The following is a 26868-nucleotide window of genomic DNA, read 5'->3' as shown; positions in this document are numbered from 1 at the left end:
GCACTCTTGATTTAACTTTTTCGCATTGCTGGGATGGTGTCAACTAATCATAGCGATCGCGCTGCATGGATATAGGAATTTATAGCACTTTTCGTTTGTATACAATACATTCTGACCTCAACTTCCATTCCTCTCTCCTAAAAGGCTACGGTGGTAATTACCCCCCCTTAATCCCCCCGATGTATTGGGTGAAAATCAGAAATCCAGTTCCCTCCCCAATACATTAGGGAGGGTTAGGGTGGGGTGAGATTTACCCTTAAATCCAAGTGAGCAAGACTATCCCCCCTGCTCCCTGCTCCCTTGCCTCTTTTTCAATTCCCCACGCCTAATCCCTTTGAATCCTACTCCTTTCTTTGTGAATTGCAGTTTTTGGCTAACCCATAGCTTAATGTCATGAAAATTTTATATTATGGCGATCGCTCAACATCTAAATAGCTTGCAATATCATGAAAACATGACAATTCGATCCCAGAAGGGCTGATAAATTCGTAAAACAGCCAAAAAACCTATTGAAATTACTTGATCCCTACATATGCTTAGTGGTTAATATTGACTTAACAAATAGAATTCCTCCGATCCCAAAGAAATGCTGATTTAGGCATGACAAGGGATTGTCAGGAAATGACCTGAATTTAAAAACAGACTAAAAAACTTAAAAACTGGGCAAAACCAGGAGTCAGGAATAAGAAATTCATCTGGAGTGGATGACATTTTACATAGCATTCCTTAACCAGGGGAATCATTTACCGCTTAAACTACTGGAGGCCAAAATAATGGCAAAAGAACGCCCGCCACTAGAGGAGATGACCTTACGCCAACTACGCAAAGTTGCTAGCGAATATAGCATCTCTCGCTATAGCCGAATGCGTAAATCACAACTGCTGACATCAATACAAGAAGTCCAGCGCAGTAAAAATTTGCTCAGTCCATCTCGTTCATTGGAGGCACAGGAAACCGTGGAAGCAGCAAAGTTTGAATTAGGTCAGGAAGATCGTACTGGCGGATCTCTGGCTGATGTTGATGAAGGACTCGCAGATTTGCCCTCTGGCTATGGTGACAGCCGGATTGTACTCTTACCGCGCGATCCTCAGTGGGCTTACACTTACTGGGATGTTCCCAATGAACATAAAGAGGAACTGCGCCGACAAGGGGGACAACAACTCGCACTACGGATTTATGATGTCACCGACATCAATATCGAATACCAAAGCCCCCATAGCATTCAAGAATATCCTGCTGATGAACTAGCTAGAGAATGGTATCTACCAGTTCCAGTTAGCGATCGCGATTATGTGATAGATATCGGCTATCGTGCTGCTGATGGTCGCTGGTTGGTACTAGCTCGTTCTGCTAAAGTACACATTCCTCCCGTCTATCCTTCTGACTGGATAGAGGATGTCTTCATCAGTGTCAACTTTGAAGAAGATTTGCGTGGCCAGACTCAGTTTGAACTGGTTCCCCCTGCCAATAAGATCGCAGTTACCGCCAATGGTAATGCTGGTAATGCTGGTAATCCTGTGAATGGCAACCCCATCTATGACGAAATATTTGGTTTAGCGGAATCTGCCGAAGTACAACGGGTTGCTGGTTCTATCTTCGGCTCCCAGCAGCAACGTCCCGAACAAGCCATCAGTTCCTACATTTTCCCATCTGGTGTGGGTCTGTGGGCAGTTCCCACCGTGTCTGGCTTAACTGCTTCTGGTGTAGGAATGTCAGGTGTTGGCTTCTCGGCTTCCGCCGTACCAGTACGTCCGCGCCAGTTCTGGTTAATTGCCGATGCTGAGTTGATAGTTTACGGTGCAACCGAACCCGATGCTACCGTAACCATTGGTGGCCGTCCAATTCAGTTAAATCCAGATGGGACATTCCGCTTCCAGATGTCCTTCCAGGATGGTTTAATTGACTATCCGATTGTGGCTGTAGCTGCTGATGGTGAGCAAACCCGGTCAATTCAAATGAAATTCAATCGTGAGACACCATCCCGAAATACTAACACCAAAGAAGAAGCTGTTTTAGAATGGTTCCCTTAAGTTTTGGCTCTTAGATTAACTCCAGATTGAAATTTTCAATTATTCCCCGCTATAGTAATTCTGTAGCGGTTTTTTACATTATATGTATACAAAAAAATTATTTTTGTTATTTAGCTTGATAATTGGTGCAAGCTTATTATCAGGTTGTAAAAAGATTGAAGCAAATTCAGTCCCAAAAGCATCTAAAACTTGCCCTGGTAAAGATGCCAAGTTCAGTATTGATTTTTTTAAAACTAATAATCAAGGTAAAAAAAATCAAAAAGGTATTAACAATGTGATTATTTTTAATCCCAAATCAGCAGAATTAGATTTCAAAGTTAATGTTGGTCTATCTCATAAACTCTACGCCAAAGATGCTAGAGGGAAACTGCGTAAAGAATATGTACCAAAACAGTTTCATCAACTCATTACCGATGAGAATGCCAAATTAAATGGACAGCTACCCATTGCCGCAATTAATGCCGACTATATAGGTACTGATAATAAACCACAAGGCTTAAATGTTTCTCGTGGCATAGAGTATTCAGGAGTATTTAAAAATAAACGTTCTTCCTTTGGGATATCAGGAGGTACACCTAACCAGCGACAGGCTACTATCCAAACTGGCAGAAGAAAAAGCGATATTCTTAATTACAATTTAGTGGGCGGTAATGGCAGATTCTATCGTCAGGGTAAGTTTAAAGATATTTGTGAAGATTTGGGAGAGTTTGCCTGTAAAAATGCAACTAATCGCTCTCTGGCAGCTATCACTAATCAAGGCTATGTAATACTATTAGTTAACGACTTGAAAGCTAAATCAGATATTGAATTATCTCAAGTTAATCAAGAGTTAGTGCCAGATATGTTTGATAATGTCCTGGAAGGCATTGCTACCAATAACTGTTTAGGTAAGATTCAAGAAGGGATTTTATTTGATGGAGGTATGTCTCCAGGATTGTATTATAATCAGAAAACTTATGTAGAAAACCTTGGACCGATTGGTTCAGTTTTTTTGATTTACAAAAAATAAAATAGTTGAGGAATTGAGTGCTGTGTGCTGTAGCTACACCCGTTGTAGACATCGACTTTTAGATTTATTTCCATCTGGCTAAATTTTTTAGTACTGACTCTTTAACTTTTTGCAAATTCTCAAGCTTGTTTGGATTCACCCAACGATTAACAAATTCCTTGTTATGTTTGTACACCTTGATTTGTACTTGCTTGGAACTTAACTTGATTACTTCGGCGGGAATTCTTTGGACATCACTAGAATCTGCGCGAGGCTTGTAAAGCCAAATAACTTTTTGCCCAACTTCAAAGTAGTTAGAATTACTAATTAAAGAAGGCGCTCTTTCTGCCCAAGAGGGGAAAGCAATTGCTAAGTTAATCAAAAGTACTAAGACCACTAGAGTAATTTGGAAAAGTTTCATGAGCATTGCACTTGTCTTGGGTCTAGTGGGGTAATCAATCTGCTGCTCTAGCATTTAGCTATTGTCCTCCTTTGCTTTCTCAAAGTTGAAAGGTAGATACACTAAAACTTCTTTGGGCAATTTAGTATTAGTTTGCTCTTGATACCACTAGAGATTTGGGGAGTTAATTACTCAGCCAAAAGCTTGTATTAATCGCAAGCCAAGTTTGTATTTGTTCAAAGTCAAATTTCTACTGATTTTAGGATAAAACGACTTTGAGAATAAAATCAAATAGTCTTTTTTATTTAAACAATAAATTTAATTTATGATAAAAGTTGTGATGCTCTGACTTGAGATCATAATCTCTATCTCAGAGGATGTTTGAAAAGTCTAATTTATTACTCGCCCTGGCAACTATAAGTCACGGCTACACAGACAAAATCCACCCTCGTGGGTTAAAAACCTTGATTTTTCGTCGGAGTTAACCCAGTCATAACGTGAAAATTATACCTTTTTGGACTTTTAAAACATCCTCTAAACATAGAACACCTGCTAGCCATAATTCCTGACAAGCGATCAGGCTAGCTTGGTCTATTTTCTTTACCCCAAAAGCTTCGGCTACCAGAGATACTCTGCTGTGAAAATACCATATTTCATAGATCAGCAAAAAGATTAACGGATTTTTTTGATGACAAAAATTCGCATATTATCTCATAATTTTTGTATAAATCATCAAGTTTTATTTGTCATATTTATTCATATGACAGGTTGTCATATGTACACCAGATGGGGATATGATGTCATTTGTTTAGATAAATGAGAGATACCCTGCTGTGTCTCTAACCATAACTTAATAATGTTTGAATAGTGAACTCACGCGATGTGCAACTTATTCTTAGAACCCCACTCTTGAGAGACTTTGATTCTTGCCCCAATGCTAGTAGTAAAAAAGGTATTGGAGGTTAGGTTTGAGAGAAAGTTGCACACGGCGTGAACTCCTCATTTTGATAACAATCCCATTTGAAGAACGCAGAACTTAAAATATCCCCACGGATGAATCTAGGGGCTTGTAATCTCACTCACTTTTGTAAAGATTTAACTCACTTATGGTTATGAAACGCTTATCTCAGTTTTTGTATAAGCTGCTGCTGACGATTTTAGCAGGCATCTTCATCATCCACATACATAAATGGCAAATTCGTCGGTGGACAATTCGTCTATCACTGTCATCTCCTGTATCATGAAGATCATGGAATGATGCAGAATATTCTAGTCTTACCACCTGTTTCTACTGGCTTAAGCTACAAGATACAAGATTAGTAAAAATCTTGTGGGGTGGGCAGGGATGCCCACCTAAATTTATTACAAAAGGGAGATTTTTTGCTGAAGTCTTGGAAATTTGTAAAAACCTTTTTATGTAAACCCAAAAGTTTTATTATGAAATTGGATAAAAGCTGTCGAAAAGTTGGAAAATAGTTAAATGTCAAATGTTTTTTTGATGAATTTTAAATATAAAAAAATAACTGTTAACTGTTAATAATAAACCAGCAATAGTGTTTGCTAAATATCAGGATATCGGCTCATCGATAAGTTAGCAAAACTACTACATTCCTTTCAACACAATGCAATAGATTCATCGAAAAGTTAGTCAAAGACCCTTTTAGCACTTGAATATGAGTTAGTTTTTGCATAAATGTAATCAATTAAAAGCTAGAGGTATGACATTGCCATCACCCAAAGACAAGTCTAACTATAAATCGCAGATTGCTGATACAGTTTCCCAAGAAAAAATCCGTGAAAGTTTTGCTTATTACTCAGATAAATGGGATAAGCAAAATTTAAATTATCACTATAAAATTAAAAGACAGTGGTTGTTAGATATTATTCAAGAATTTTATCAAAATACACAAAAAGATGATTTTCATCTAAAAATATTAGATGCTGGATGCGGCAACGGTCTGTATCTAATAGATATTGTAGAAACTTTGGGAAATATCTATCATGTAGATGGTGTAGGTGTTGATTTAACTGAAGAGATGATTGAGGCATGTCGAAAAATATCGCTAGATTTAAGGGGTAAATATGAATGGATTCAAATAGATTTGGAGAATAATGATTGTAAATTTAAACTCAAAGGAGAGCAATTTGATATTATTATGATGAGCGGAGTTGTATGTTATTTTAAAAATATACCTCAAGTCCTTAACTCTCTAAAGAACCTTTTAAAACCAAATGGAAAACTGATTATTATTCACCACGACCCCAATAATTTGACTAATCTTGTTCTGAAAATTCAAAGTCTATTAGAACCTGAATTTATCTGGGTGAGAAATCCTTCCGAAAAAGAAATCACAACTTATGCAGAAACAGAAGGTTATTTGTTAAATAAATCTCAACTTTTACCTTGTGGAGGTATGCCGTATTTATTATATAGTTTAGGTAAGATATTTTGGGATGGTTACGGTTTAGTCTTTACCCTAAAATAGGAGTGTTTAATGAATCTGGATCTTTTTTTGATGCAGTTTTCTTCAGAATTTAAGGCTTTGGTAGGTAGCGATGCTCGGGAGCATCCCACTTTTTTGCATGTCATTGCGAGCGAAGCGAAGCAATCACAAAATCCTCCAACTCAGAGCGAGTCCATACGATTGCTTCGTCGTTCCTCCTCGCAATGACAATTATTTTCTCATTAAAAAATAAAAACTGGGATGTACCCGCGATGCTCTGGAAAAGTGTTTAATAATAAAATTAGTTGAATATAGGTTTTTAGTGTTTCAAAAAGTTTAAATAGTCTGTAATTTCTATTTGATTATGTGGTGATTTAACCTAACGCTATCACCACTTTGGAATCTGCGATCGCATTTAATAGTATATTTGTATTTGATAACCCGCAACTTGGATTAATAAGCAACTCAGACCCTATTGCTATCCTCTCCTTTACCAAATTTGGATTTTGATTAAAAGCTTAATCTGAGCAGTTAAGTTTAAAAACAGAAGTAATTTTTCAGTAAATGAATTTTGAAACTAGAACTATATTTTTGGCAGAGTCTTTTCACATATAAACTGTAAGTAAATTAAGTCAAGTTTTTGCTAGTTCAGCAGCTGTGTATGGCAACCCCACACAATTACCAATTTCAGAAGCACAATCGACTTCTCCTATTTCACCCTATGGTTTACAAAAACTGATCAGCGAACAATATGCCAGTTTGTTTGCCAAACACATAGGGTTTTCATTTATAGGATTACACTTGTTTAATGTATTTAGTCCGAGACAACTACCATCATCTCAATACTCTAGTGTGATTTCCATCTTTTCGGCAGCAATGCAACAACAGTTACCCCTGACAATTTATGGAGATGGATCGCAGACACGAGATTTTATCTATGTTAAATATCTAGCGAATGGCTTTGTTAAAGCTTTAATGATTCCATTAGCAGCTGGTTCATCTTTAATTTTTAACTTAGGCACTGGAAAATCAACTTCTCTGATGCAGCTGGTTAATCTTCTCAAAATATGCTTTCCTGAGTGGCGATCGGAAATTAAATTTGCGCCTAAGCGTGCAGGAGACATTCAGCATTCAGAAGCTGATATCTCAAGTGCATCTTCCCTCTTAGCCTTCAAACCTCAATGGTCAGTACAGCTAGCTTTAGAGCTTTTGATCGCAACATCTAATGTTACTTTGGGAAAAGAAAGAGGGATTAAAAATGTTTGAATTTTGCAGAAGCGATCAAAACGCATCAGGCAAAACTGATTTCCGACTTGGAAGTGTCTTTTAGTAGCCTACCTTCTGGTATTTGGCAGCGATCGCTCCATCAAGTGATCGCTGTACCGATTGCACTATCCGGTCAAACGGGAAAAGCTGATATATTAGTTGTGGGTTTGAACCCCTTCAGGCTATTCGACGATAATAATATAAGTGATATATATTTACTCTTAATTAATCCAGCTAAAAATTCTTCCGACTCTGGCTGGTTTTTGCCTTTTTTTTGTAAATTAAATTGTTGCTAAAACTCCTCATTAGTTTGCTTGATTACACAAAATATATCAGCAATTACTTGAGCATTTAGTATAAATTTTGGGATATATTGGTGAGTCACCTGATCAGCTAAATTATTCAGTTTACCGAACTCATCAAATCTTCATCAATTTGAAGTTGAGTTTATCTTTTATAGGAAAAATAATGGGAATAATAAAGTAAATCGGATTAAACAAATTAGTTAGCTATGAGCCAAATATGTGCTATCTCCAAAACCTGTGCTTGTCGCAATGTTGCACGCTGCCGGACTAAGGAAGCAGGCAGGCTCTTTCTCTGGTTTCCCGTTCCACATACCCTAAAAAAAGTCACCTCCTACCTACAGCAGTTTGCCTTTAAGTATGAACTAATGCACGAGCGGCCAGGTCTGAGTTTGGATTGTAGACCCGGACAATCCCAAGAAATTGCCCGTAACCTGGCCAAACTACTTGCACCGAGAGAATTAAAAGAGACCCAAGTCCTTTTCATTCAAGGCGCTATTCAACCTCAACTCCACCATTTTAGTGACATAGCTTCATTACAACGCTTCATTAAGTTCAACCAATCCGACTGGCTGGTTGAAATGCTGGCAAAGGAACGATTCACCAGTTACTTCCAACCAATTGTCTCAATTAACGATACATCACAGATTTTTGGATATGAATCGCTCTTGCGGGGGCTGGATGAACAAGGCAATTTGGTGCTACCGGGACCAATTCTGGATTTAGCAATTGAAGCTGGACTTTTACCACAACTCGACCGAGTTGCTCGCCTGAGCGCGATCGCTCAATTCAGCCGCCATCAAGTAAGCGGGCAGATTTTCATCAATTTTGCACCAACGTCACTTTATGATCCAGCTTTTTGCCTACACAGTACTCTAGAGGCAATTGATCAAGCAGGCATCTCCCATGAGCGGGTTGTTTTTGAGGTCGTGGAGTCAGACAATCTTCAAGATTTAGACCATCTCAAGACAGTGCTCAAATACTACCGGGATGCTGGTTTTTTAGTAGCCCTTGATGACCTCGGTTCTGGCTATTCTAGCCTAAACTTGCTGCATCAGTTACGTCCAGACTTTATTAAGTTGGACATGGAGTTAATTCAAGATGTTCATCAAAACCCTTACAAAGCTTCGATTACAGAGAAGCTTCTGGAGATTACTCAAAAGTTAAATATCCAGAGCATCGTTGAAGGGATTGAGTGCATTGAGGAACTGAACTGGCTGCGAGAACGAGGCGCAACTTTTGCTCAAGGCTATTTGATTGGTAAACCCAGTGCAGTGCCTATCACTACAACTCCTCACTTTGATCAGATCGTGTTAACTCTAGCATCAGCAGATGGTAAGCAAGTTGAGCAGCATGTTCAACACCAAAGTGAGTCTGAGCGAATTGTCGCTGCTGTGACGCAACGCATTCGACAATCGTTAGAGTTAGACGAGATTTTGCAAACCACAGCAGCCGAAGTGCGACAACTGTTTGAGGTAGACCGAGTGGTGATCTATCAGTTTAAGCCAGACTGGAGTGGGTTAGTCGCTGTAGAATCCTTAGCAGAAGGGTGCATGTCCATTCAGGGATACACCATAGACACGTGCTTTCAACCTAGCCGTGTAGCTTACTTTCAACAAGGTAACACCAGAGCGATCGAAGACATTGAATCTCCCGGACTATCACCATGTCATGTTGACTTCCTCCGAAGTATGCAAATCAGGGCATATCTTATCGTGCCCATTTTGCAGCAAGAGGGTTTGTGGGGACTATTGATCGCTCACCAATGCCATCATACCAGACAATGGCAGCAATCGGAGATTAACTTGTTTAACCAGTTAGCGGGACAAGCTGCGATCGCTATTCAGCAATCAGAACTTTACCACCAATTACAACAAGCAAACCAGGAATTACAACGCCTTGCCTGTTCGGATGGTTTAACCCAGGTAGGAAATCGACGCTGCTTTGATGACACCTTCAACGCAGAGTGGCAACGGTTGGCACGAGAGCAAGGTTCGTTATCTTTGATTTTGTGTGATGTCGATTACTTTAAGCTTTACAACGATACACATGGACATCTGGCAGGAGATGATGCACTCAGACAGGTTGCTAAGGCAATCTCTCAGACAGGTAAACACCCCGCTGATTTAGTTGCTCGTTATGGTGGAGAAGAGTTTGCAGTCATTTTGCCGAATACTGATATCAAAGGGGCCATTGCAGTTGCAAAAGATATTCAGACCAACGTTAGTGCATTACAAATGCCTCATCTGCATTCTCAGGTTAATGAATTCATCACCTTAAGTCTTGGTGTGGCAACTATTACTCCTCATAGCCAATTATCTCCTGCAACCTTAATTGCTGCTGCTGACCAGGGACTCTACCAGGCAAAAGCACAAGGAAGAAATTGTATAGTGCAGATGGATTGTGAGGATGCTGACATTAGATATCTCCTTTAGCACCAGTCTCCATTTCTATGCTACTTATCGTGAATATTGTCGATAAGATGATTATTTAATCTCAATTACAACTTTACCGCAGTGAGCAATACTTTTAAGGTAACGATCAGCTTTATGTACTTCGGTAAAAGGAAAAGCTTTATTAATAATAGGGTGAAGTTGATGTTGAGCGATCGCCTGATTTATCGCCTCAAACATTTCTTGATTACCTATATAAATTCCCTGAACTGCTTCTTGAAGAGTATTAGCATAGGATTAATCGCACTCTCTTTGCCTGATAAAATGCCAATAATGTAATATGCATTGCGAGGAACGAAGCAATCGCAATCACAGGGATTGCTTCGTTCCTCGCAATGACAATCCATATCATATTTATTTACACCAATCTACTTACTGAATAAATCTTTGCAGAATTTAACCACCTTCTTTCACACCATTTCTAACCAAAAACATAGATTTAGCGCGGTTTATTGTCAGATATCGCCTTCATATTTAGGCAAAATCGAAACTGCGATCGTTTCTTCGTCGCACAGAAAAAGATACAGTCCTGTTCATCCTTGGTATCTTACAAATTCCTGCGATCGCGCCTAGAAGAACAAGAACAGGCTGGAAAACAAACCCTGATTAGCTTGATTCGTCAATGGTATCAAGTTTGGTTACAAGATCCCGATTTAGTACTTGAAGACCAACATCTTTTACCAGACGAATGGGAGCAAAAAATTGACCTCCTGAAAATTAAACTGAATAAAATATTTCAGAAAATATTAAATCCTGGAGTAGATGAAACCAGATTAGATGACTACTCGTTAAAATTTGTTGAATGGCTGCATGATAGTTTTAAAGAGTCTAATATTGCTTGGAAAGAACCCCAAGTTCAGCTAACTAATATCCAAGGCTCGGCTATGCAATTTTCTGTGAGGTTCTATGTTGATAATATTCAGTTAGAATACTGGCGGCGTGGAAACCGCATCCAAAATGAGGTCCGTCGAGAGATGGTACAGTGCTTGAGACAAGCTTATATCTACACACTAGGGTGATAAATTTTAGGGATTAAATAATTTGCCTAGCGATCATGTAAAGACGTTGCAGTATAACGTCTTTACTGTAGATGGTAGAATCCACTAGTACTGCAAGGCGAAAGTCAAAAGTATTATGGAATAAGCTCTTTAGGGCTTTTCAATGGTCTATTTATTTACGCCGTGCTGTACTAGTACAGCACGGCAAAAATCCAGCTACCATCTCAATTAACTAGACAAGTTGCTTTGAGCAACTGTTTAGAGATAGGCAAACTGACGCCACAGTGTACTAGGCTTGAGATGATATAGAGTTCGGTTGAATACTTATCATATTGATTGACGGGGACGTGGAAAATTTTTTAACAAGTAATTAGCTGCACACAATATGAAATAGGGAATAAATTTAAAAACCAGAAAAATTGTGTCCACTTATACAACAAAGTAGTAACAATTGTTATAGGCTTGAAAAACCCTTACTTTTATACTTTTGGCGAAACTTCACCGCCAAAAAAGCACCAGAGCGATAGGAAATTATCTGTGACCAAGTGCGATTGATACTTATCAAACGCCAACCTGGTTAAGTTGAACATATCCCTGTCAGCAGCATAGGTGACTTCCTACGCCCTGGTTATTTCTTTTAATTATATTTAGGTCAACGGCTTCAGGTGATGTCTACATTAGGTTATACCTACGCTTATCGCTCAATACGTTTGGGTTAACACTCGATCCCTCCCTAAGCATCCTTAAAAAGGAGGGAACTGATGTAATAGCCAATACCATCCAGAACCTTCACGGGTTAGCCAAGAGTCCTCAAACTCAGCATGATTATCATCTAAGTAGGGATAATAGACGGGGATATCAGAAAAATCTGAGTCGTCTTGAGAGCGAATCCTGAAATTGCGACAACTTTCCTCTACTTGAATGGTAACAGTATGATTGCGATCGCCAGGAGTAGATTGCAGGATGCTATCTCTGACTCTTTGTCGTTTGCTATCGATTTGTTGCCTATCTCTGGAAAGACAACGCACTCTTACCAATGAGTTTTCACTGGGATTATCTAGCAGATAGGGAAGGATTTGAGAGTCATGAATTGTGTGATAATAGTTGGTAGTTTGGGCACTTACCAAAGATGTTATGGACAAAAACATGGTTGTAGTGAGGGCAATAATTTTCCCTCTTAGCATGTTTTTCATAGTTTCTCTTAACAGCTAAATAAAGCAATTGTCCGTTGTCCTTTTTACAGCGTTTTTTATCTTTTTGAACCACACGTTAGGGGCGAACATCCATGCGCCCCTACCGTAGCGCTTGTTTCAATAAATAAAATTTCTCTTTTATCTGCACGTAGCTTGCTCTCGCAAAGCGATTATAAAATCGCTTGCTCTAGACTTATTCATCCGCTTTTTCAGTCATTCTGACTCCTGAATTCTTCAGGAACAGCTTATTTATTTTCCAGCAATTGATTGACTTGCTGTCCCTGACGACCTGTTTTGATTGCATAGCGCTGGGTGAGGTTATCTTCGTAATTCATGTCTCTAGCAGCGGCGGAGTTAACAAAAGCATCACAATTTTTACCTTGAACAACTGTTGAAGAACTACTGCTATTTTCTTCTGTACGCTTGCTGCTTTGATCGCGGGAGTTACTGTTATTTTTAGTACCTTGGGTAGAACCACTACCACTAGCACCAATCCCTAAAAAGCTAAAACCACCACCACCGCCGTCATTGTGGCTTTCAGCAGAACTGGAATGAGTATCGGTAGAGTTTGCCAAGGCAAGTTTGCTAGAATTGTTGCGGGTGTTATTACCTAAGCCAACATCACTGCACAAAGCGCGGGGGTCATTTGCTAGGGTTTTCTGATTAACCCAAGATTGATGATCACCTAATCCTTGAATTTCAGTATTACCAACTGGATTACTGGGTGAGGTAGGAATAGGAGTACGAAGAGTTGCATTCCCTACAGTGGCTTTGGGGATAATAGTAACAGGTTTGAAAATACCAGTAGACTTGACATCAAAAGGACCGGCGAAAGCTGGTAATGTACTGCTCAGAAGTGCGGTAGCTGTTAGTAAAGAAAAAGCTTTGTGACGGAATTTCATGGTCATTTTCCTAATGCTTAAGTGTTAGTGTGTATTTTGGGTTTTAACCCTTTCACTTACTCAATAGGTTGACCTTGATTTTTTTATGCACCCTGATATCAAATTTTTGTGGAGCAATTTTGAGTATCAAGATGTAGACGCTTAAAGGGGGGCTTTTTGCTACCGCAGCTAGCCCCCCTATCTAAGAAATAGCCATAAGATGCAGAAATTTACATCTGCGATCGCTATAGTTTTATAATCTAGATGAGCAATTCGCCATCAGCCTAACCAATTAATTTCTGCCAGCTAGCAGGCCCGATAATCCCATCGGCATCTAAACCATTTTGCTTTTGAAAGTTCTTAATTGCAACCTCTGTCTGCGGCCCGTAGACGCCATCATTCTCAACACCTAGACGGTATTGCAAGTATCTGATAACTGCATTCCCAGCATGGTTTGGTCTGAGTATTCGTTTTGCCAAAATTAAATTTATGGCATTCCATGTAGCTGAGTCAGCAATTCCAGTCGGTTGAACCCCGACAATAGTCTGAAATTTTTCTACAGCAGATTTGGTGTTACCTCCGGTGAAGCCATCTTCCACTAACGCCTTACCATTTTTATCAGTTATTTTGAGTTGATTTAAGGCTTTTTGCAGTCTTTGAATAGTGGTATCTACATTCCCTTCTTCATCTGGTACAGGGTTAACAGGAACACTTGATACTTTACCAGTTAAGCCTTTGACGATCGCATTTGCCATTGCTTCTGGATTATAAAGATTCATATCTTTTTGCGAATCGACAAAGCAACCTTCTACAAGAATCGCAGGCATATCCGTATTTTTCAGAACAAACAAGTGGGAACCACTCTTAACACCGCGATTAAAAAATCCTAACTTGACGATTTCATCTAATACAGGTTTAGCGATTTTTCTGCCAGTATCACTAGTTGCAAATACTTCTGTGCCATTAGCTTGCCCGTTAAAAGAATTAAAATGAATCGCGACGTAAATATCTACTTTACTCCCATTAGCTGTAGAACATCTTTTTGAAAGCGATTCCCGGACTGTACTAGCACTACTTGGTCTACATACTACGACTTCATTCCCCAAAGCTCTTAACTTGGCTATAACTCTATTACCAACATCGAGAGTTAAATTATCCTCAAATTTAATCCCCCTGGCTCCTGTGTCTGGTGGACAATTGTGCCCACTATCAATTCCGAATTTCATGATTTTATCCTCAACTTACTTATTTTTACGCTAGTTCAAAACTCTTCCAATTATAGAGACAAAGTTTTGTTAATAAATTTGTTGAAGTACTTGTTAGCAATGTCCGCGTCATTTTAAGCATTACTACGCTGGTAAGTAAAATAAGTTTTTCTGCGAACATTGCAAGCAGATTTTATGTGGTAAAATCCGCTGATTGCAAAATTTTTTGGCAGAAAAAACACAACCATCATAATTTATCAAAATCGGAAATAATCCGGTGATTGTTGCAATAAATTGAAATGCAGCAGTTACCCCCATTGTTAAGATAATAACGCTTCGTAAAAGTAGAAAGCTATGACAAATCTACCTAGTGCAAGAAGGCAGAGGGGCACAGAAGCAGAGGGGTAGAAGGAAGAAAAGCGATAAGACAGGCTTTTCAGCCTAATCGAATGGTATGTTTATTTCCGCCATTCTGTACTAGTACGCCTGAATGACCGGAATCTGTGGGTAGATATTTAACAATCAACCTGTGAGCCAGTTTAAAATTTAAGTAAAGAAATATTTCGTAGCTTACAGGCATGAAACGCATCGTCTTGGTTGCTGGGTTTGAATCGTTCAACGCTGACTTGTACAGGAAAGCAGCTTTTTTGGCTAACTCTCGCTGTCCACAGTTGGATATTCGGGTATTTAGCGATCGCGATCTTACCAACAAACGCACTGAGGTAGAAGCAGCACTTCATGACGCTGATGTATTTTTCGGTAGCCTACTATTTGATTATGACCAGGTTGTGTGGTTGCGCGATCGCATTGCCCAAATTCCCATCCGCCTGGTGTTTGAGTCAGCCTTGGAATTGATGAGTTTAACCAAGCTGGGTAACTTTGCCATTGGCGACAAACCCAAAGGAATGCCCAAACCAATTAAATTCATCCTCGACAAATTTAGCAACGGACGAGAAGAAGACAAACTCGCTGGTTACATCAGCTTCTTAAAAATTGGCCCCAAACTACTGAAATACGTGCCAGGGCAAAAAGTCCAAGACTTACGCAACTGGTTAATTATTTACGGTTACTGGAATGCTGGCGGCCCAGAAAACGTCGCTTCATTATTCTGGACACTGGCAGAAAAATATTTAGGTTTAAAAGTCGGCGACATTCCCCCGCTAGTCGAAACCCCCAACATCGGCTTACTCCATCCCGATTATCAAGGATTTTTTGAATCGCCCCGCGAATATTTAGAATGGTATAAAACCCATTGTAGAGACGCGATTAATCGCGTCTTTCCTAATCGCGTCTTTCCTAATCGCGTCTCCCCAGTCATTGGAATTCTCCTCTACCGAAAACACGTCATCACCAAACAACCCTACATTCCCCAACTGATTCGCAGTTTTGAATCAGCCGGGTTAATCCCTTTACCCATCTTCATCAACGGCGTGGAAGGACATGTGGCGGTACGGGATTTGATGACAACCGACTATGAAATTCAGCAACGACAACTAGGTAATATCGAGACTGCCTCACTATCTAGTGAAGCAGTGAAAGTGGATGCGATCGTTTCGACAATTGGCTTTCCTCTGGTGGGTGGCCCGGCTGGTTCAATGGAAGCAGGGCGTCAGGTGGAAGTAGCAAAGCGCATCCTCACTGCCAAGAATGTACCTTATATTGTTGCTGCACCACTATTAATTCAAGATATTTCCTCATGGACGCGCCAAGGTGTCGGCGGATTGCAAAGTGTAGTGTTGTACGCATTACCCGAACTGGATGGGGCTATTGATACTGTTCCCCTCGGTGGTTTGGTGGGCGAAAATATTTATCTGGTTCCCGAACGGGTGCAGCGATTAATTGGTAGGGTAAAAAGTTGGGTGGCTTTGCGGCAAAAACCTGCTTCGGAACGCAAGATTGCGATCATTTTATATGGGTTTCCTCCAGGTTATGGTGCTGTGGGCACAGCGGCATTATTAAATGTCCCGCGTAGTTTGCTGAAGTTTCTCCACGCACTCAAAGACCAAGGTTACACCGTTGGGGATTTACCGGAAGATGGGGAAGAATTGATTCGCTCTTTGAAAGAGGCGGATGAATCTTTAAATGATCTGGAGAATATCCCTGCTTCTGTCAATGTTCGCACACTAGAAAAATGGTTGGGATATCTGCAAACTTCCCGCATTGAAAAACAATGGAAATCTTTGACGGGGACTGGTATTAAAACTTATGGTGACGAATTCCAGATTGGTGGTGTGCAATTAGGGAATGTGTGGATAGGTGTACAACCACCTTTGGGTATACAAGGCGACCCGATGCGTTTAATGTTTGAACGGGATTTAACGCCCCATCCGCAATATGCTGCTTATTATAAATGGTTGCAAAATGAGTTTCAAGCTGATGCTTTAGTTCATTTTGGGATGCATGGGACGGTGGAATGGTTGCCTGGTTCTCCGTTGGGTAATACGGGTTATTCTTGGTCGGATATTTTGTTAGGAAATTTGCCTAATCTATATATATATGCGGCGAATAATCCTTCTGAATCGATGTTGGCAAAACGTCGCGGTTATGGTGTGTTAATTTCTCATAATGTACCGCCTTACGGACGGGCAGGTTTGTATAAGGAATTGGTGGCGTTGCGAGATTTGATTTCGGAGTATCGGGAAGATCCACAAAAGAATTATGTTCTTAAGGAAGCGATTTGTAAAAAAATTGTGGACTCTGGGTTGGATGCTGATTGTCCGTTTGAGGATGCTAAACGGTTGGGGATTGCGTTTACTCCGGAGAATGTTCGGATGTTTAGTGGTCATGCTTTTGATGATTATTTGGTGGAGTTGTATGAATATTTGCAGGTTTTAGAAAATCGGTTGTTTTCTTCTGGGTTGCATACTTTGGGGGAAGCACCGAATGAGGAGGAGTTGGGGTCGTATTTGGAGGCTTATTTTGGGGGGGAGGAAGAAAACGAACCGCAGAGGCGCAGAGAACACAGAGAGGAGAGAGAAGAGGAAGAAAGAGTAATAAGGGATTTGTTGATGCAATCTACGGATGAGTTAACGAATTTGTTAAGGGGGTTGAATGGAGAATATATTCAGCCTGCGCCTGGTGGGGATTTGTTGCGGGATGGGGCTGGTGTTTTGCCGACTGGGAGGAATATTCATGCTTTAGATCCTTATCGGATGCCTTCACCTGCTGCTTATGAACGGGGACGAGAAATTGCTCAAAAAATTATCGCCCAGCATTTGGATGAATATGGGACATATCCGGAAACGATCGCGGTGATGTTATGGGGATTGGATGCGATTAAAACTAAGGGTGAATCTTTGGGGATTTTGTTGGAGTTGGTGGGGGCTGAACCTGTTAAGGAAGGAACTGGTAGAATTGTTCGTTATGAATTAAAGCCGTTGCTGGAGGTTGGACATCCTCGCATTGATGTGTTGGGTAATTTGTCTGGGATTTTCCGGGATAGTTTTGTAAATATCATCGAATTGTTGGATGATTTATTTCAACGGGCGACTGATGCTGATGAACCGGAAGATCAGAATTTTATTAGGAAACACGCTTTAGCTTTAAAAGCCCAAGGGGTGGAAAATGCATCGGCGAGATTGTTTTCTAATCCGGCGGGTGATTTTGGTTCTTTGGTGAATGATAAGGTTGTGGATGGTAACTGGGAATCTGGTGAGGAGTTGGGGAATACTTGGCAAAGTCGCAATGTTTTTAGCTATGGGAGAGAAGATAAAGGTCAAGCTAGACCGGAAGTGTTGAATACGTTGTTAAAAACTAGCGATCGCATTGTTCAAGAAATCGATTCGGTTGAATATGGTTTAACTGATATTCAAGAATATTACGCCAATACTGGCGGTTTGAAAAGGGCAGCAGAAAAACAAGGCGGTAAGAAGGTTACAACCAGTTTTGTGGAAAGTTTCTCAAAAGATACTACACCGCGCAATTTAGATGATTTGCTGCGAATGGAATACCGCACCAAGTTGCTAAATCCCAAATGGGCGCAAGCGATGGCAAATCAAGGTTCTGGTGGTGCGTTTGAAATTTCCCAACGGATGACGGCGTTAATTGGTTGGGGTGGTACTGCCGATTTTACCGATGATTGGGTTTATGACCAAGCGGCTGATACTTATGCTTTAGATGCAGAGATGGCGGATAAATTACGCAAGGCAAATCCTGAAGCTTTTCGCAATATTTTAGGGAGAATGTTGGAGGCGCATGGGCGGGGTTTCTGGGAAGCTGATGATGAGAAGTTAGATAAGTTGCGGCAATTGTATGAGTTGACAGATGAGGAGTTGGAGGGAGTAACGGTTTAGAAATGCAGAAGAAGCAATTATGAAAAATGTCGAATTACCCCCCTTAATCCCCCCGATATATTGGGGGGAGATAGGAAATTAGTTCCCTCCCCTTTCTAAGGGGAGGGTTAGGGTGGGGTAAAACCTTGGTTAATCAGCTATTTCAGACTTGTGTGTACACCGTAAGATGCTTTGGAAAGAGGAAACAAAGCGTAGCTTTGGCTCTTTAGGTTCTTATTTTTAATTTATGCAAGAGGTATTATCTCAGACAAAAAGCAAAAGCGATGTCTATGACGGGCTACGCCTACGCTCCTACGGTTGAGACTGTGAAAATTTAAACCTTTGCAGCTAATATTACTTCATTTATAAGAAACGCTTAAGTTTTTCTTGCAAATGTATAAGCCGTTGCTGCAATTGCTTAATACTTTGCAACAAATGCTCTTCCATGTATAAGAAACGCTTAAGTTTTTCTTGCAAATGTATAAGCCGTTGCTGCAATTGCTTATACATTTGCAACAAATGCTCTTCCATGTATAAGAAACGCTTAAGCCTTTCTTGCAAATGTATAAGCCGTTGCCGCAATTTTTTAATACTTTGCAACAAATGCTCTTGCATATATAAGAAACGCTTAAATCATTACAGCAATTGTTGTAATGAAATTATAAATCTATTTACTACCTGGGATGAAATATAGTCTACGTGAAATTAACTAAACTTTTCAAGATACAATCACAACTGATTTGCGATATTTTCCCACCCACCTACTTAATTGTATCGACTGACAATGCGATCGCATCGATTAAGAATGCCACTGTATCGACTGACAATGCCATTGCATCGACTTGCAAAAATTAACCCACGTTTCCTTAACTTTGTTCTATCTAAAAATCTGATTCACTGTTAGTTTTTTTGTTCTAATGGGCACATTAAACTTATCTCTTACAACAGTATGCATATATGCCTACCCAAGATCAAACACGCCGTTTGCCCTCTCAATCAATTAGTCAAGATATTACTTCATTACACGGTTTGCAAACTGTCAGTACCTATGACACAACCCGCCCTGATGCCTCTGTAGCAAAATTACTGCAAGCTTATCAGGATATGTTGATGCAGCAACAAGCCGAAACTGAAAAACTAACTTTATACCGTGCTGCTACCGATGCAGCGCGATTAGCAGAATGGGAATTTCACAATGCCGTATTAGCCATGAAAGAAGTAATCCGCGGACAATATGGATCAGATAGCGATCAAGCCCAAGCGGTTGGACTAAAGAAAAAATCAGAGCGCAAGCGTCCTTCCCGTAAAAAGTCAGTTGCGATGGCGTAACCGCCCGCCCGAAGCGATCGCAAGTTAATACAACAATAATAAAAGAGACGCATTGAACCAGCGCTGTAGGCGGGTTCAATGCGTCTTCTTTGGTAACAACAAGCTCTCATAGCAAACTCCCCCCCTGCCCCCCTGATTACCTACGGTGTACACACAAGTTATCGAATCTATTACCAGTCCTCGAATTACCCCACCCTAACCCTCCCCTTTACAAGGGGAGGGAACGAGAAGAGAATTTCTTGTTTCCCCCCTTTACAAGGGGGGATTAAGGGGGGTAATTCGACTTGTGTGTACACCATAGCCTGATTACTGAGCGCAGCCGAAGTAGTCGAAGTATGTCCCCTGCCTAGCTTGCCTTTCCCCCGTTATCATTAGAAGTTAGTATGCATTACGGGTGTAAACCGGAATATAGAGTCACGAATTGCTTTAAAAAAACCTCTTTTAAACACGAAAACCCAGAAAATTCTTTAGAGATAAGGCTATGGCAACCGAACAGTTAACTAGAGACAGCGACAATCTAGATTTAAATCAGCTACTAAGAACGCTGAATGCTGTTAAACAGGGTGACTTCTCGGCTCGGATGCCCATAGACCATACTGGTGTGGCGGGGAAAATAGCTGACACGCTCAATGATATTATTGACCAGAATGAGCGGATGGCGGCAGAACTACAGCGAATTGGTAATGTTGTCGGCAAAGAAGGCAAAATTACTGATCGCGCCTCTCTTGGAGATGTTCGTGGTTCTTGGTCAGCTTGTGTTACTTCTGTCAATACTCTAATTACAGATTTAGTTCAACCAACAGCAGAAACCACTCGTGTAATTCGGTCAGTTGCCAATGGTGACTTATCGCAAACGATCGCTACAGAAATTGACGGCAGACCTTTGCAAGGTGAGTTTCTCCAAACTGCTAATATCGTCAACACGATGGTGGATCGGCTTGGTTCTTTTGCCTCGGAAGTAACGCGGGTTGCGCGTGAGGTGGGAACTGAAGGTAAGTTGGGTGTGCAAGGCGAAGTGCAAGGTGTTGCTGGCACTTGGAAAGATTTAACTGATAGCGTTAACTTAATGGCGGGTAATCTCACCGGACAGGTGCGAAATATTGCCGAAGTTGCCACTGCGATCGCTAAAGGTGACTTATCCAAAAAAATCACTGTGAATGTGAAAGGCGAAATTCTAGAACTCAAAAACACTGTCAATACGATGGTGGATCAGCTTAATTCTTTTGCATCGGAAGTGACAAGAGTTGCGCGTGAGGTGGGTACTGAAGGGAAGTTGGGTGTGCAAGCCGAAGTTAAAGGAGTCGCAGGGACTTGGAAGGATCTCACAGACAACGTTAACTTAATGGCAGGGAATTTAACTGCCCAAGTCCGTAACATTGCGGAAGTGACAACGGCGGTAGCAAATGGTGATTTGTCTAAAAAAATCACTGTCGATGTCAAAGGCGAAATTTTGGAGTTGAAAAACACCGTCAACATCATGGTGGATCAACTTAATTCCTTTGCATCAGAAGTAACAAGAGTTGCGCGTGAGGTGGGTGCAGAAGGCAAATTGGGCGGTCAAGCAGAAGTTCGCGGGGTAGCGGGTACGTGGAAAGACCTTACCGATAGTGTGAATTTCATGGCGGGAAGCTTGACGGCACAAGTGCGGAATATTGCGGAAGTGACAACGGCGGTAGCGAATGGTGACTTATCTAAGAAAATTACTGTCGATGTTAAAGGCGAAATCCTGGAGTTGAAAAACACGATCAACACGATGGTGGTTCAGCTTAATTCCTTTGCAAGTGAAGTCACAAGAGTTGCTCGTGAAGTGGGAACTGAAGGAAAGTTGGGCGTGCAAGCGCAAGTGCAGGGAGTAGCGGGTACTTGGAAAGATTTAACTGACAACGTTAACTTAATGGCGGGTAATCTCACCGGACAGGTGCGAAATATTGCCGAAGTTGCCACTGCGATCGCAAATGGTGATCTATCTAAAAAAATCACTGTCGATGTCAGAGGTGAAATTCTCGAACTCAAGAATACCATCAATATAATGGTGGATCAACTCAGTTCCTTTGCATCGGAAGTCACAAGAGTTGCGCGTGAGGTGGGCAGTGAAGGTAAACTGGGCGTGCAAGCTGATGTGAAAGGTGTCGCTGGCACTTGGAAAGATTTAACTGACAGCGTAAACTTCATGGCGGGAAGTTTAACGGCACAAGTACGGAACATTGCGGAGGTGACTACCGCCGTTGCAACAGGCGACTTATCCAAGAAAATCACTGTCGATGTTAAAGGTGAAATTCTGGAACTTAAAAACACCATCAACACAATGGTGGATCAACTAAATTCCTTTGCATCAGAAGTCACAAGGGTGGCGCGTGAGGTAGGGAGTGAAGGTAAATTGGGCGTGCAAGCAGAAGTGCGCGGCGTGGCTGGCACTTGGAAAGATTTAACTGACAGCGTAAACTTCATGGCGGGAAGTTTAACGGCGCAGGTGCGAAACATTGCCGAAGTGACTACCGCCGTTGCAACAGGCGACCTTTCTAAGAAAATCACTGTCGATGTCAAAGGTGAAATTCTGGAGTTGAAAAATACCATCAACACGATGGTGGATCAACTCAGTTCCTTTGCATCGGAAGTAACAAGAGTCGCCCGTGAAGTGGGAACTGAAGGTAAATTGGGTGTGCAAGCGGAAGTTAGAGGAGTTGCAGGTACTTGGAAAGACTTGACCGACAACGTAAATTTAATGGCGGGGAACCTCACCGACCAAGTGCGAAACATTGCCGAAGTTGCAACTGCGATCGCAAATGGTGACTTATCTAAGAAAATTACTGTAGCTGTCAAAGGTGAAATTCTGGAACTCAAGAATACCATCAATATAATGGTTGATCAACTCAACTCCTTTGCAAGTGAAGTGACGCGGGTGGCGCGTGAGGTGGGAAGTGAGGGTAAGTTGGGTGTGCAAGCCGATGTCAAGGGTGTGGCTGGCACTTGGAAAGATTTAACTGATAGCGTGAACTTCATGGCGGGAAGTTTAACGGCACAGGTGCGAAACATTGCCGCCGTCACCACCGCCGTAGCTAATGGCGACTTATCTAAGAAAATCTCGGTTGATGTCAAAGGTGAAATTTTAGAGTTGAAGAACACCGTCAACACGATGGTAGATCAACTTAATTCCTTTGCAAGTGAAGTTACAAGAGTTGCCCGTGAGGTGGGAACTGAAGGGAAGCTGGGTGTACAAGCGGAAGTTAAGGGTGTCGCCGGCACTTGGAAGGATCTCACCGACAGCGTAAACTTTATGGCGGGAAGTTTGACGGCGCAAGTGCGAAACATTGCCGAAGTTACCACAGCTGTCGCAAAGGGCGACCTTTCCAAGAAAATCACTGTCGATGTTAAAGGCGAAATTCTGGAACTCAAAAACACCATTAATACAATGGTGGATCAGCTAAATTCCTTTGCATCAGAAGTAACAAGGGTTGCCCGTGAAGTGGGAACCGAAGGTAAATTAGGTGTGCAAGCCTACGTTAGAGGAGTTGCAGGCACTTGGAAAGATTTGACAGACAACGTTAATTCGATGGCGGGGAACTTAACGGCCCAAGTTCGCAACATCGCGGAAGTTACAAAAGCGGTAGCTAATGGCGACTTATCCAAGAAAATTACTGTCGATGCCAGAGGCGAAATTTTAGACTTGAAGAATACCACCAATACAATGGTTGATCAACTCAGTTCTTTTGCAAGTGAAGTAACGCGGGTGGCGCGGGAAGTGGGAACTGAAGGGAAGTTGGGCGGACAAGCGCAAGTCAAAGGTGTTGCAGGGACTTGGAAAGATTTAACAGACAACGTTAACTCAATGGCAGGGAACTTAACAGCCCAAGTGCGCGGTATTGCCAGAGTTGTAACGGCGGTTGCTAACGGTGACTTGAAACGCAAACTGATGTTAGATGCCAAAGGAGAAATTGAAACTTTGGCAGAAACAATCAACGAGATGATTGATACCCTAGCGACATTTGCCAATCAAGTAACCACAGTAGCAAGAGAAGTGGGAATTGAAGGGAAGTTAGGGGGACAAGCGAGAGTACCTGGGGCGGCTGGAACTTGGAAAGATTTGACAGATAACGTCAACGAACTCGCTGCTACACTTACTACCCAGTTGCGATCGCTGGCAGAAGTTGCTACAGCTGTAACTAAGGGCGATTTAACTCGTTCAATTGCCGTCGAGGCACTAGGTGAAGTTGCCATCCTCAAAGACAACATCAACCAGATGATTGCCAACCTGCGGGAGACAACGCAGAAAAACACCGAACAAGATTGGTTGAAAACTAACTTAGCCAAGTTTACCCGAATGCTGCAAGGGCAGCGAGACTTGGAAACTGTATCTAAACTAATTCTCTCAGAACTTGCACCTTTGGTAGGAGCGCAACACGGTGTATTCTTCTTGATGGAACATGGGGAACATATACCGTATTTGAAACTAATTAGTAGTTACGCTTACCGCGAACGCAGACATTTGGCTAACCGCTTCCACTTGGGTGAAGGTTTGGTAGGACAATGCGCTTTAGAAAAAGAGCGAATACTGCTGACGGAAGTGCCAAGTGATTATGTGAGAATTTCCTCTGGTTTAGGAGAAGCCACGCCACTCAATGCGGTGGTGTTACCTGTACTTTTTGAAGGACAGGTGACAGCAGTCATAGAATTAGCTTCATTTCGCCGCTTTAGCGAAATTCATCTGACATTCTTCGACCAACTTACCGAAAGTATAGCGATCGTCCTGAACACGATCGCAGCATCGATGCGAACTGAAGAATTACTCAAGCAGTCGCAATCTTTGGCTGAAGAACTCCAAACCCAGCAAAGCGAACTCCGCCAAACCAACCAGCGCTTAGAACAACAAGCCCAATCACTCAAAACCTCTGAGGATTTACTCAAAGGACAGCAAGAGGAATTGCAACAAACCAACGCCGAATTAGAAGAAAAGGCAGAGTTGTTAGCTACGCAGAAGAAAGAAGTCGAGCGCAAAAATTGGGAAATTGAACAAGCAAGACTGTCTTTGGAAGACAAGGCTGAACAACTTGCCCTCTCCTCAAAATACAAATCAGAATTTCTTGCTAACATGTCCCATGAACTGCGGACACCGTTAAACAGCTTGTTGATTTTGGCGAAGTTGTTGGCAGATAACATTGATCACAACCTCACCAACAAGCAAGTCGAATACAGCCAGACAATTTACTCAGCAGGTACTGATTTGTTGACGTTAATCAATGACATTCTGGATCTCGCTAAAATTGAATCTGGAACTATGTCAATTGACATCACCCAAATGCTGTTAGCAGAGTTGGGCGAACAGACTGAGCGCACCTTCCGAGAAATAGCTCGAAGCAAAAGACTTGCCTTTGCAATTGAATTTACTCCCGAATTGCCACTCAGCATCTATACAGATGTCAAACGCTTACAACAGGTGTTGAAAAATCTCCTCTCCAACGCTTTTAAATTTACAGAGCAAGGGGAGGTTCGCTTAAAGATTGCGATGGCGAAGCAGGGATGGAGCAATGACCAGGAAACTTTAAATCGTGCCCAGCATGTGATTGCCTTCTCAGTTAGCGATACAGGCATCGGCATAGCCCCGGAAAAACAGAAAGTGATTTTTGAGGCATTTCAGCAAGTCGATGGCTCTACCAGTCGAAGATACGGCGGCACCGGATTGGGCTTATCAATTAGCCGCGAAATCGCTCGTCTCTTTGGCGGCGAAATTAAATTAGTCAGTCAACCCGGTCAAGGTAGCACGTTTACGTTCTACTTCCCGCAATTGAGTCAACAGTCAAGAGTCAATAGTCAAGAGTCTACATTAATCCTCCCCACTCCCTACTCCTCACTCCCTACTCAGCCCGGGATAAACCATAGCTATCCGCTAACAACAGTTTTAGATGACGATCGCACTACTATTGGCATAGGCGATCGCGTGTTGTTAATTGTCGAAGATGATGTTAACTTTGCGCGTATCCTCATAGAAATGGCGCAACAGCAAGGATTCAAAGTAATAACTGCCCAAAACGGCAGTACAGGTTTGACACTAGCGCAGCAATTTTTGCCTTCAGCTATTTTGCTAGATATTAGGTTACCAGAAATGGATGGTTGGACGGTATTGGATCGCCTGAAACATGACCAAAATACACGCCACATTCCTGTACATATTATGAGCGTTGAGGAAGGACAACAGCGCGGTTTGCAACTAGGAGCGATCGCATATCTGCAAAAGCCTTTAACCAGCCAGACAATATCCGAGGCGTTGACCAAAATTAAAGGTTTTGTTGAGCGTCAGGTGAAAAATTTATTAGTAGTCGAAGACGATGATACGCAACGGCTTAGTATTGTCGAGTTAATTGGCAACAACGATGTTTCTACCACTGCTGTTGGTACGGGTACAGAAGCACTAGAAGCTATTCGTACCCAGCATTTTGATTGCCTCGTTCTTGATTTAGGACTACCCGACATGACTGGGTTTGAACTGATCGAGCAGATAAAGCTTCTACCTAACGGCAAAACATTGCCAATTATTGTCTACACAGGTAGAGAAATTAGCAAAGCTCAAGAAACAGAACTCAGGCGGATTGCCGAAACAATCATCATTAAAGATGTGCGATCGCCCGAACGTCTCCTCGATGAAACAGCATTATTTTTACACCGAGTTCAAGCAAATTTACCTGCACCCAAGCGAGAAATACTCGAACAACTGCATTCACAAGACTACTTACTCACTGGCAAAAAAGCGCTAATTGTGGACGACGATGTGCGTAATATTTTCGCGCTGACAAGTATGTTGGAGCGTTATCAAATACAAGTTTTATATGCTGAAAACGGTAGGGAAGGGATTACCTTGTTAGAAACTACACCAGATATTGATATCGTTTTGATGGACGTAATGATGCCAGAAATGGATGGTTACGAAACAACACGCCAGATTCGCCAAAACGATCAATTTAAATCTTTGCCGATTATTGCACTGACCGCTAAAGCCATGCAAGGCGATCGTGAGAAGTGTATTCAAGCCGGCGCATCTGATTACATCACCAAACCCGTAGATACTGAACAATTGCTTTCACTATTGCGTGTTTGGCTATACCGTTAACGGCAGAGA

General features: G+C 41.6%; 18 protein-coding genes and 1 pseudogene. 12 read left to right on the top strand and 7 right to left on the bottom strand.

The features are described from left to right. Positions 1–773: 773 nt before the first annotated feature. Together V7K48_RS27665 and V7K48_RS27660 are read left to right on the top strand one after the other, a co-directional pair. The gene (locus V7K48_RS27665) at positions 774–2030 is read left to right on the top strand and encodes a DUF4912 domain-containing protein (protein ID WP_335077363.1); all 1257 of its coding nucleotides are present in this window, start codon (positions 774–776) and stop codon (positions 2028–2030) included. 82 nt (positions 2031–2112) lie between these two features. Beyond that, positions 2113–3039 (top strand): phosphodiester glycosidase family protein, encoded by a 927-nt coding sequence (locus V7K48_RS27660; protein WP_335077361.1) that lies wholly within the window; start codon positions 2113–2115, stop codon positions 3037–3039. A 64-nt stretch (positions 3040–3103) separates the two neighbouring features. Here V7K48_RS27660 and V7K48_RS27655 read toward each other — a convergent pair whose 3' ends face one another. Together V7K48_RS27655 and V7K48_RS27650 are read right to left on the bottom strand one after the other, a co-directional pair. Continuing rightward, on the bottom strand, positions 3104–3493 hold the full coding sequence (locus V7K48_RS27655; RefSeq protein WP_335077359.1) for a hypothetical protein: 390 nt from the start codon (positions 3491–3493) through the stop codon (positions 3104–3106). A gap of 415 nt (positions 3494–3908) precedes the next feature. Continuing rightward, positions 3909–4085, bottom strand: coding sequence for a hypothetical protein (locus tag V7K48_RS27650; protein ID WP_335077357.1), 177 nt, complete (start codon positions 4083–4085; stop codon positions 3909–3911). A 445-nt stretch (positions 4086–4530) separates the two neighbouring features. Here V7K48_RS27650 and V7K48_RS27645 point away from each other — a divergent pair, with 445 nt between their 5' ends. The 6 genes and pseudogenes from V7K48_RS27645 (at position 4531) to V7K48_RS27625 (ending at position 9865) form a co-directional block, all read left to right on the top strand. After that, positions 4531–4662 (top strand): hypothetical protein, encoded by a 132-nt coding sequence (locus V7K48_RS27645; protein ID WP_335077355.1) that lies wholly within the window; start codon positions 4531–4533, stop codon positions 4660–4662. After that, the gene (locus tag V7K48_RS35185) at positions 4604–4738 is read left to right on the top strand and encodes a multicopper oxidase domain-containing protein (protein WP_442949482.1); all 135 of its coding nucleotides are present in this window, start codon (positions 4604–4606) and stop codon (positions 4736–4738) included. The genes V7K48_RS27645 and V7K48_RS35185 overlap by 59 nt, the downstream gene beginning before the upstream one ends. A 404-nt stretch (positions 4739–5142) precedes the next feature. Further along, entirely contained in the window at positions 5143–5904 is a 762-nt protein-coding gene (locus V7K48_RS27640) for a class I SAM-dependent DNA methyltransferase (RefSeq protein ID WP_335077353.1), read from the top strand. A gap of 606 nt (positions 5905–6510) precedes the next feature. Then, positions 6511–7128: pseudogene (locus V7K48_RS27635) on the top strand (NAD-dependent epimerase/dehydratase family protein); the annotation flags it as partial. Beyond that, positions 7125–7424, top strand: a complete 300-nt coding sequence (locus V7K48_RS27630) for a hypothetical protein (RefSeq protein WP_335077351.1) — start codon at positions 7125–7127, stop codon at positions 7422–7424. The pseudogene V7K48_RS27635 and the gene V7K48_RS27630, both read left to right, overlap by 4 nt. Positions 7425–7639: 215 nt before the next feature. After that, positions 7640–9865, top strand: coding sequence for an EAL domain-containing protein (locus tag V7K48_RS27625; RefSeq protein ID WP_335077349.1), 2226 nt, complete (start codon positions 7640–7642; stop codon positions 9863–9865). 51 nt (positions 9866–9916) lie between these two features. Here the strand turns inward: V7K48_RS27625 and V7K48_RS27620 are convergent, their stop codons facing one another. Then, positions 9917–10063 carry a zinc-binding dehydrogenase gene (locus tag V7K48_RS27620; RefSeq protein WP_335077347.1) on the bottom strand — a complete coding sequence of 49 codons (147 nt, stop codon included), beginning with the start codon at positions 10061–10063 and terminating at the stop codon, positions 9917–9919. 359 nt (positions 10064–10422) lie between these two features. On the opposite strand from V7K48_RS27620, the gene V7K48_RS27615 reads away from it, so the two are divergent. Further along, the gene (locus V7K48_RS27615) at positions 10423–10902 is read left to right on the top strand and encodes a hypothetical protein (protein ID WP_335077345.1); all 480 of its coding nucleotides are present in this window, start codon (positions 10423–10425) and stop codon (positions 10900–10902) included. Positions 10903–11624: 722 nt separating this feature from the next. On the opposite strand, the gene V7K48_RS27610 is transcribed toward V7K48_RS27615, so the two are convergent. The 3 genes from V7K48_RS27610 to V7K48_RS27600 all read right to left on the bottom strand — a co-directional run bounded on the left by V7K48_RS27610 (position 11625) and on the right by V7K48_RS27600 (position 14181). Beyond that, positions 11625–12074 carry a hypothetical protein gene (locus tag V7K48_RS27610; protein ID WP_335077343.1) on the bottom strand — a complete coding sequence of 150 codons (450 nt, stop codon included), beginning with the start codon at positions 12072–12074 and terminating at the stop codon, positions 11625–11627. A 245-nt stretch (positions 12075–12319) separates the two neighbouring features. Beyond that, positions 12320–12976, bottom strand: a complete 657-nt coding sequence (locus V7K48_RS27605) for a hypothetical protein (protein ID WP_335077341.1) — start codon at positions 12974–12976, stop codon at positions 12320–12322. A gap of 263 nt (positions 12977–13239) precedes the next feature. Beyond that, complete coding sequence (locus V7K48_RS27600) at positions 13240–14181, bottom strand: N-acetylmuramoyl-L-alanine amidase (RefSeq protein WP_335077339.1); 942 nt, start codon at positions 14179–14181, stop codon at positions 13240–13242. Positions 14182–14738: 557 nt separating this feature from the next. Between V7K48_RS27600 and bchH the strand changes: the two genes are divergently transcribed. Further along, positions 14739–18452 carry a magnesium chelatase subunit H gene (gene bchH, locus V7K48_RS27595; RefSeq protein ID WP_335077336.1) on the top strand — a complete coding sequence of 1238 codons (3714 nt, stop codon included), beginning with the start codon at positions 14739–14741 and terminating at the stop codon, positions 18450–18452. Positions 18453–18794: 342 nt separating this feature from the next. On the opposite strand, the gene V7K48_RS27590 is transcribed toward bchH, so the two are convergent. Continuing rightward, positions 18795–19046 carry a hypothetical protein gene (locus tag V7K48_RS27590; RefSeq protein WP_335077333.1) on the bottom strand — a complete coding sequence of 84 codons (252 nt, stop codon included), beginning with the start codon at positions 19044–19046 and terminating at the stop codon, positions 18795–18797. A gap of 342 nt (positions 19047–19388) precedes the next feature. Between V7K48_RS27590 and V7K48_RS27585 the strand changes: the two genes are divergently transcribed. Both V7K48_RS27585 and V7K48_RS27580 read left to right on the top strand, forming a co-directional pair. Continuing rightward, the gene (locus V7K48_RS27585; protein WP_335077331.1) at positions 19389–19760 is read left to right on the top strand and encodes a hypothetical protein; all 372 of its coding nucleotides are present in this window, start codon (positions 19389–19391) and stop codon (positions 19758–19760) included. A gap of 481 nt (positions 19761–20241) precedes the next feature. Next, positions 20242–26859 (top strand): HAMP domain-containing protein, encoded by a 6618-nt coding sequence (locus tag V7K48_RS27580; protein WP_335077329.1) that lies wholly within the window; start codon positions 20242–20244, stop codon positions 26857–26859. The last annotated feature ends 9 nt before the right edge of the window (positions 26860–26868 follow it).

The organism is Nostoc sp. (assembly GCF_036919615.1).
Classification (GTDB): Bacteria; Cyanobacteriota; Cyanobacteriia; order Cyanobacteriales; family Nostocaceae; genus Nostoc.
This window is presented reverse-complemented; position numbering and strand designations above follow the sequence as displayed.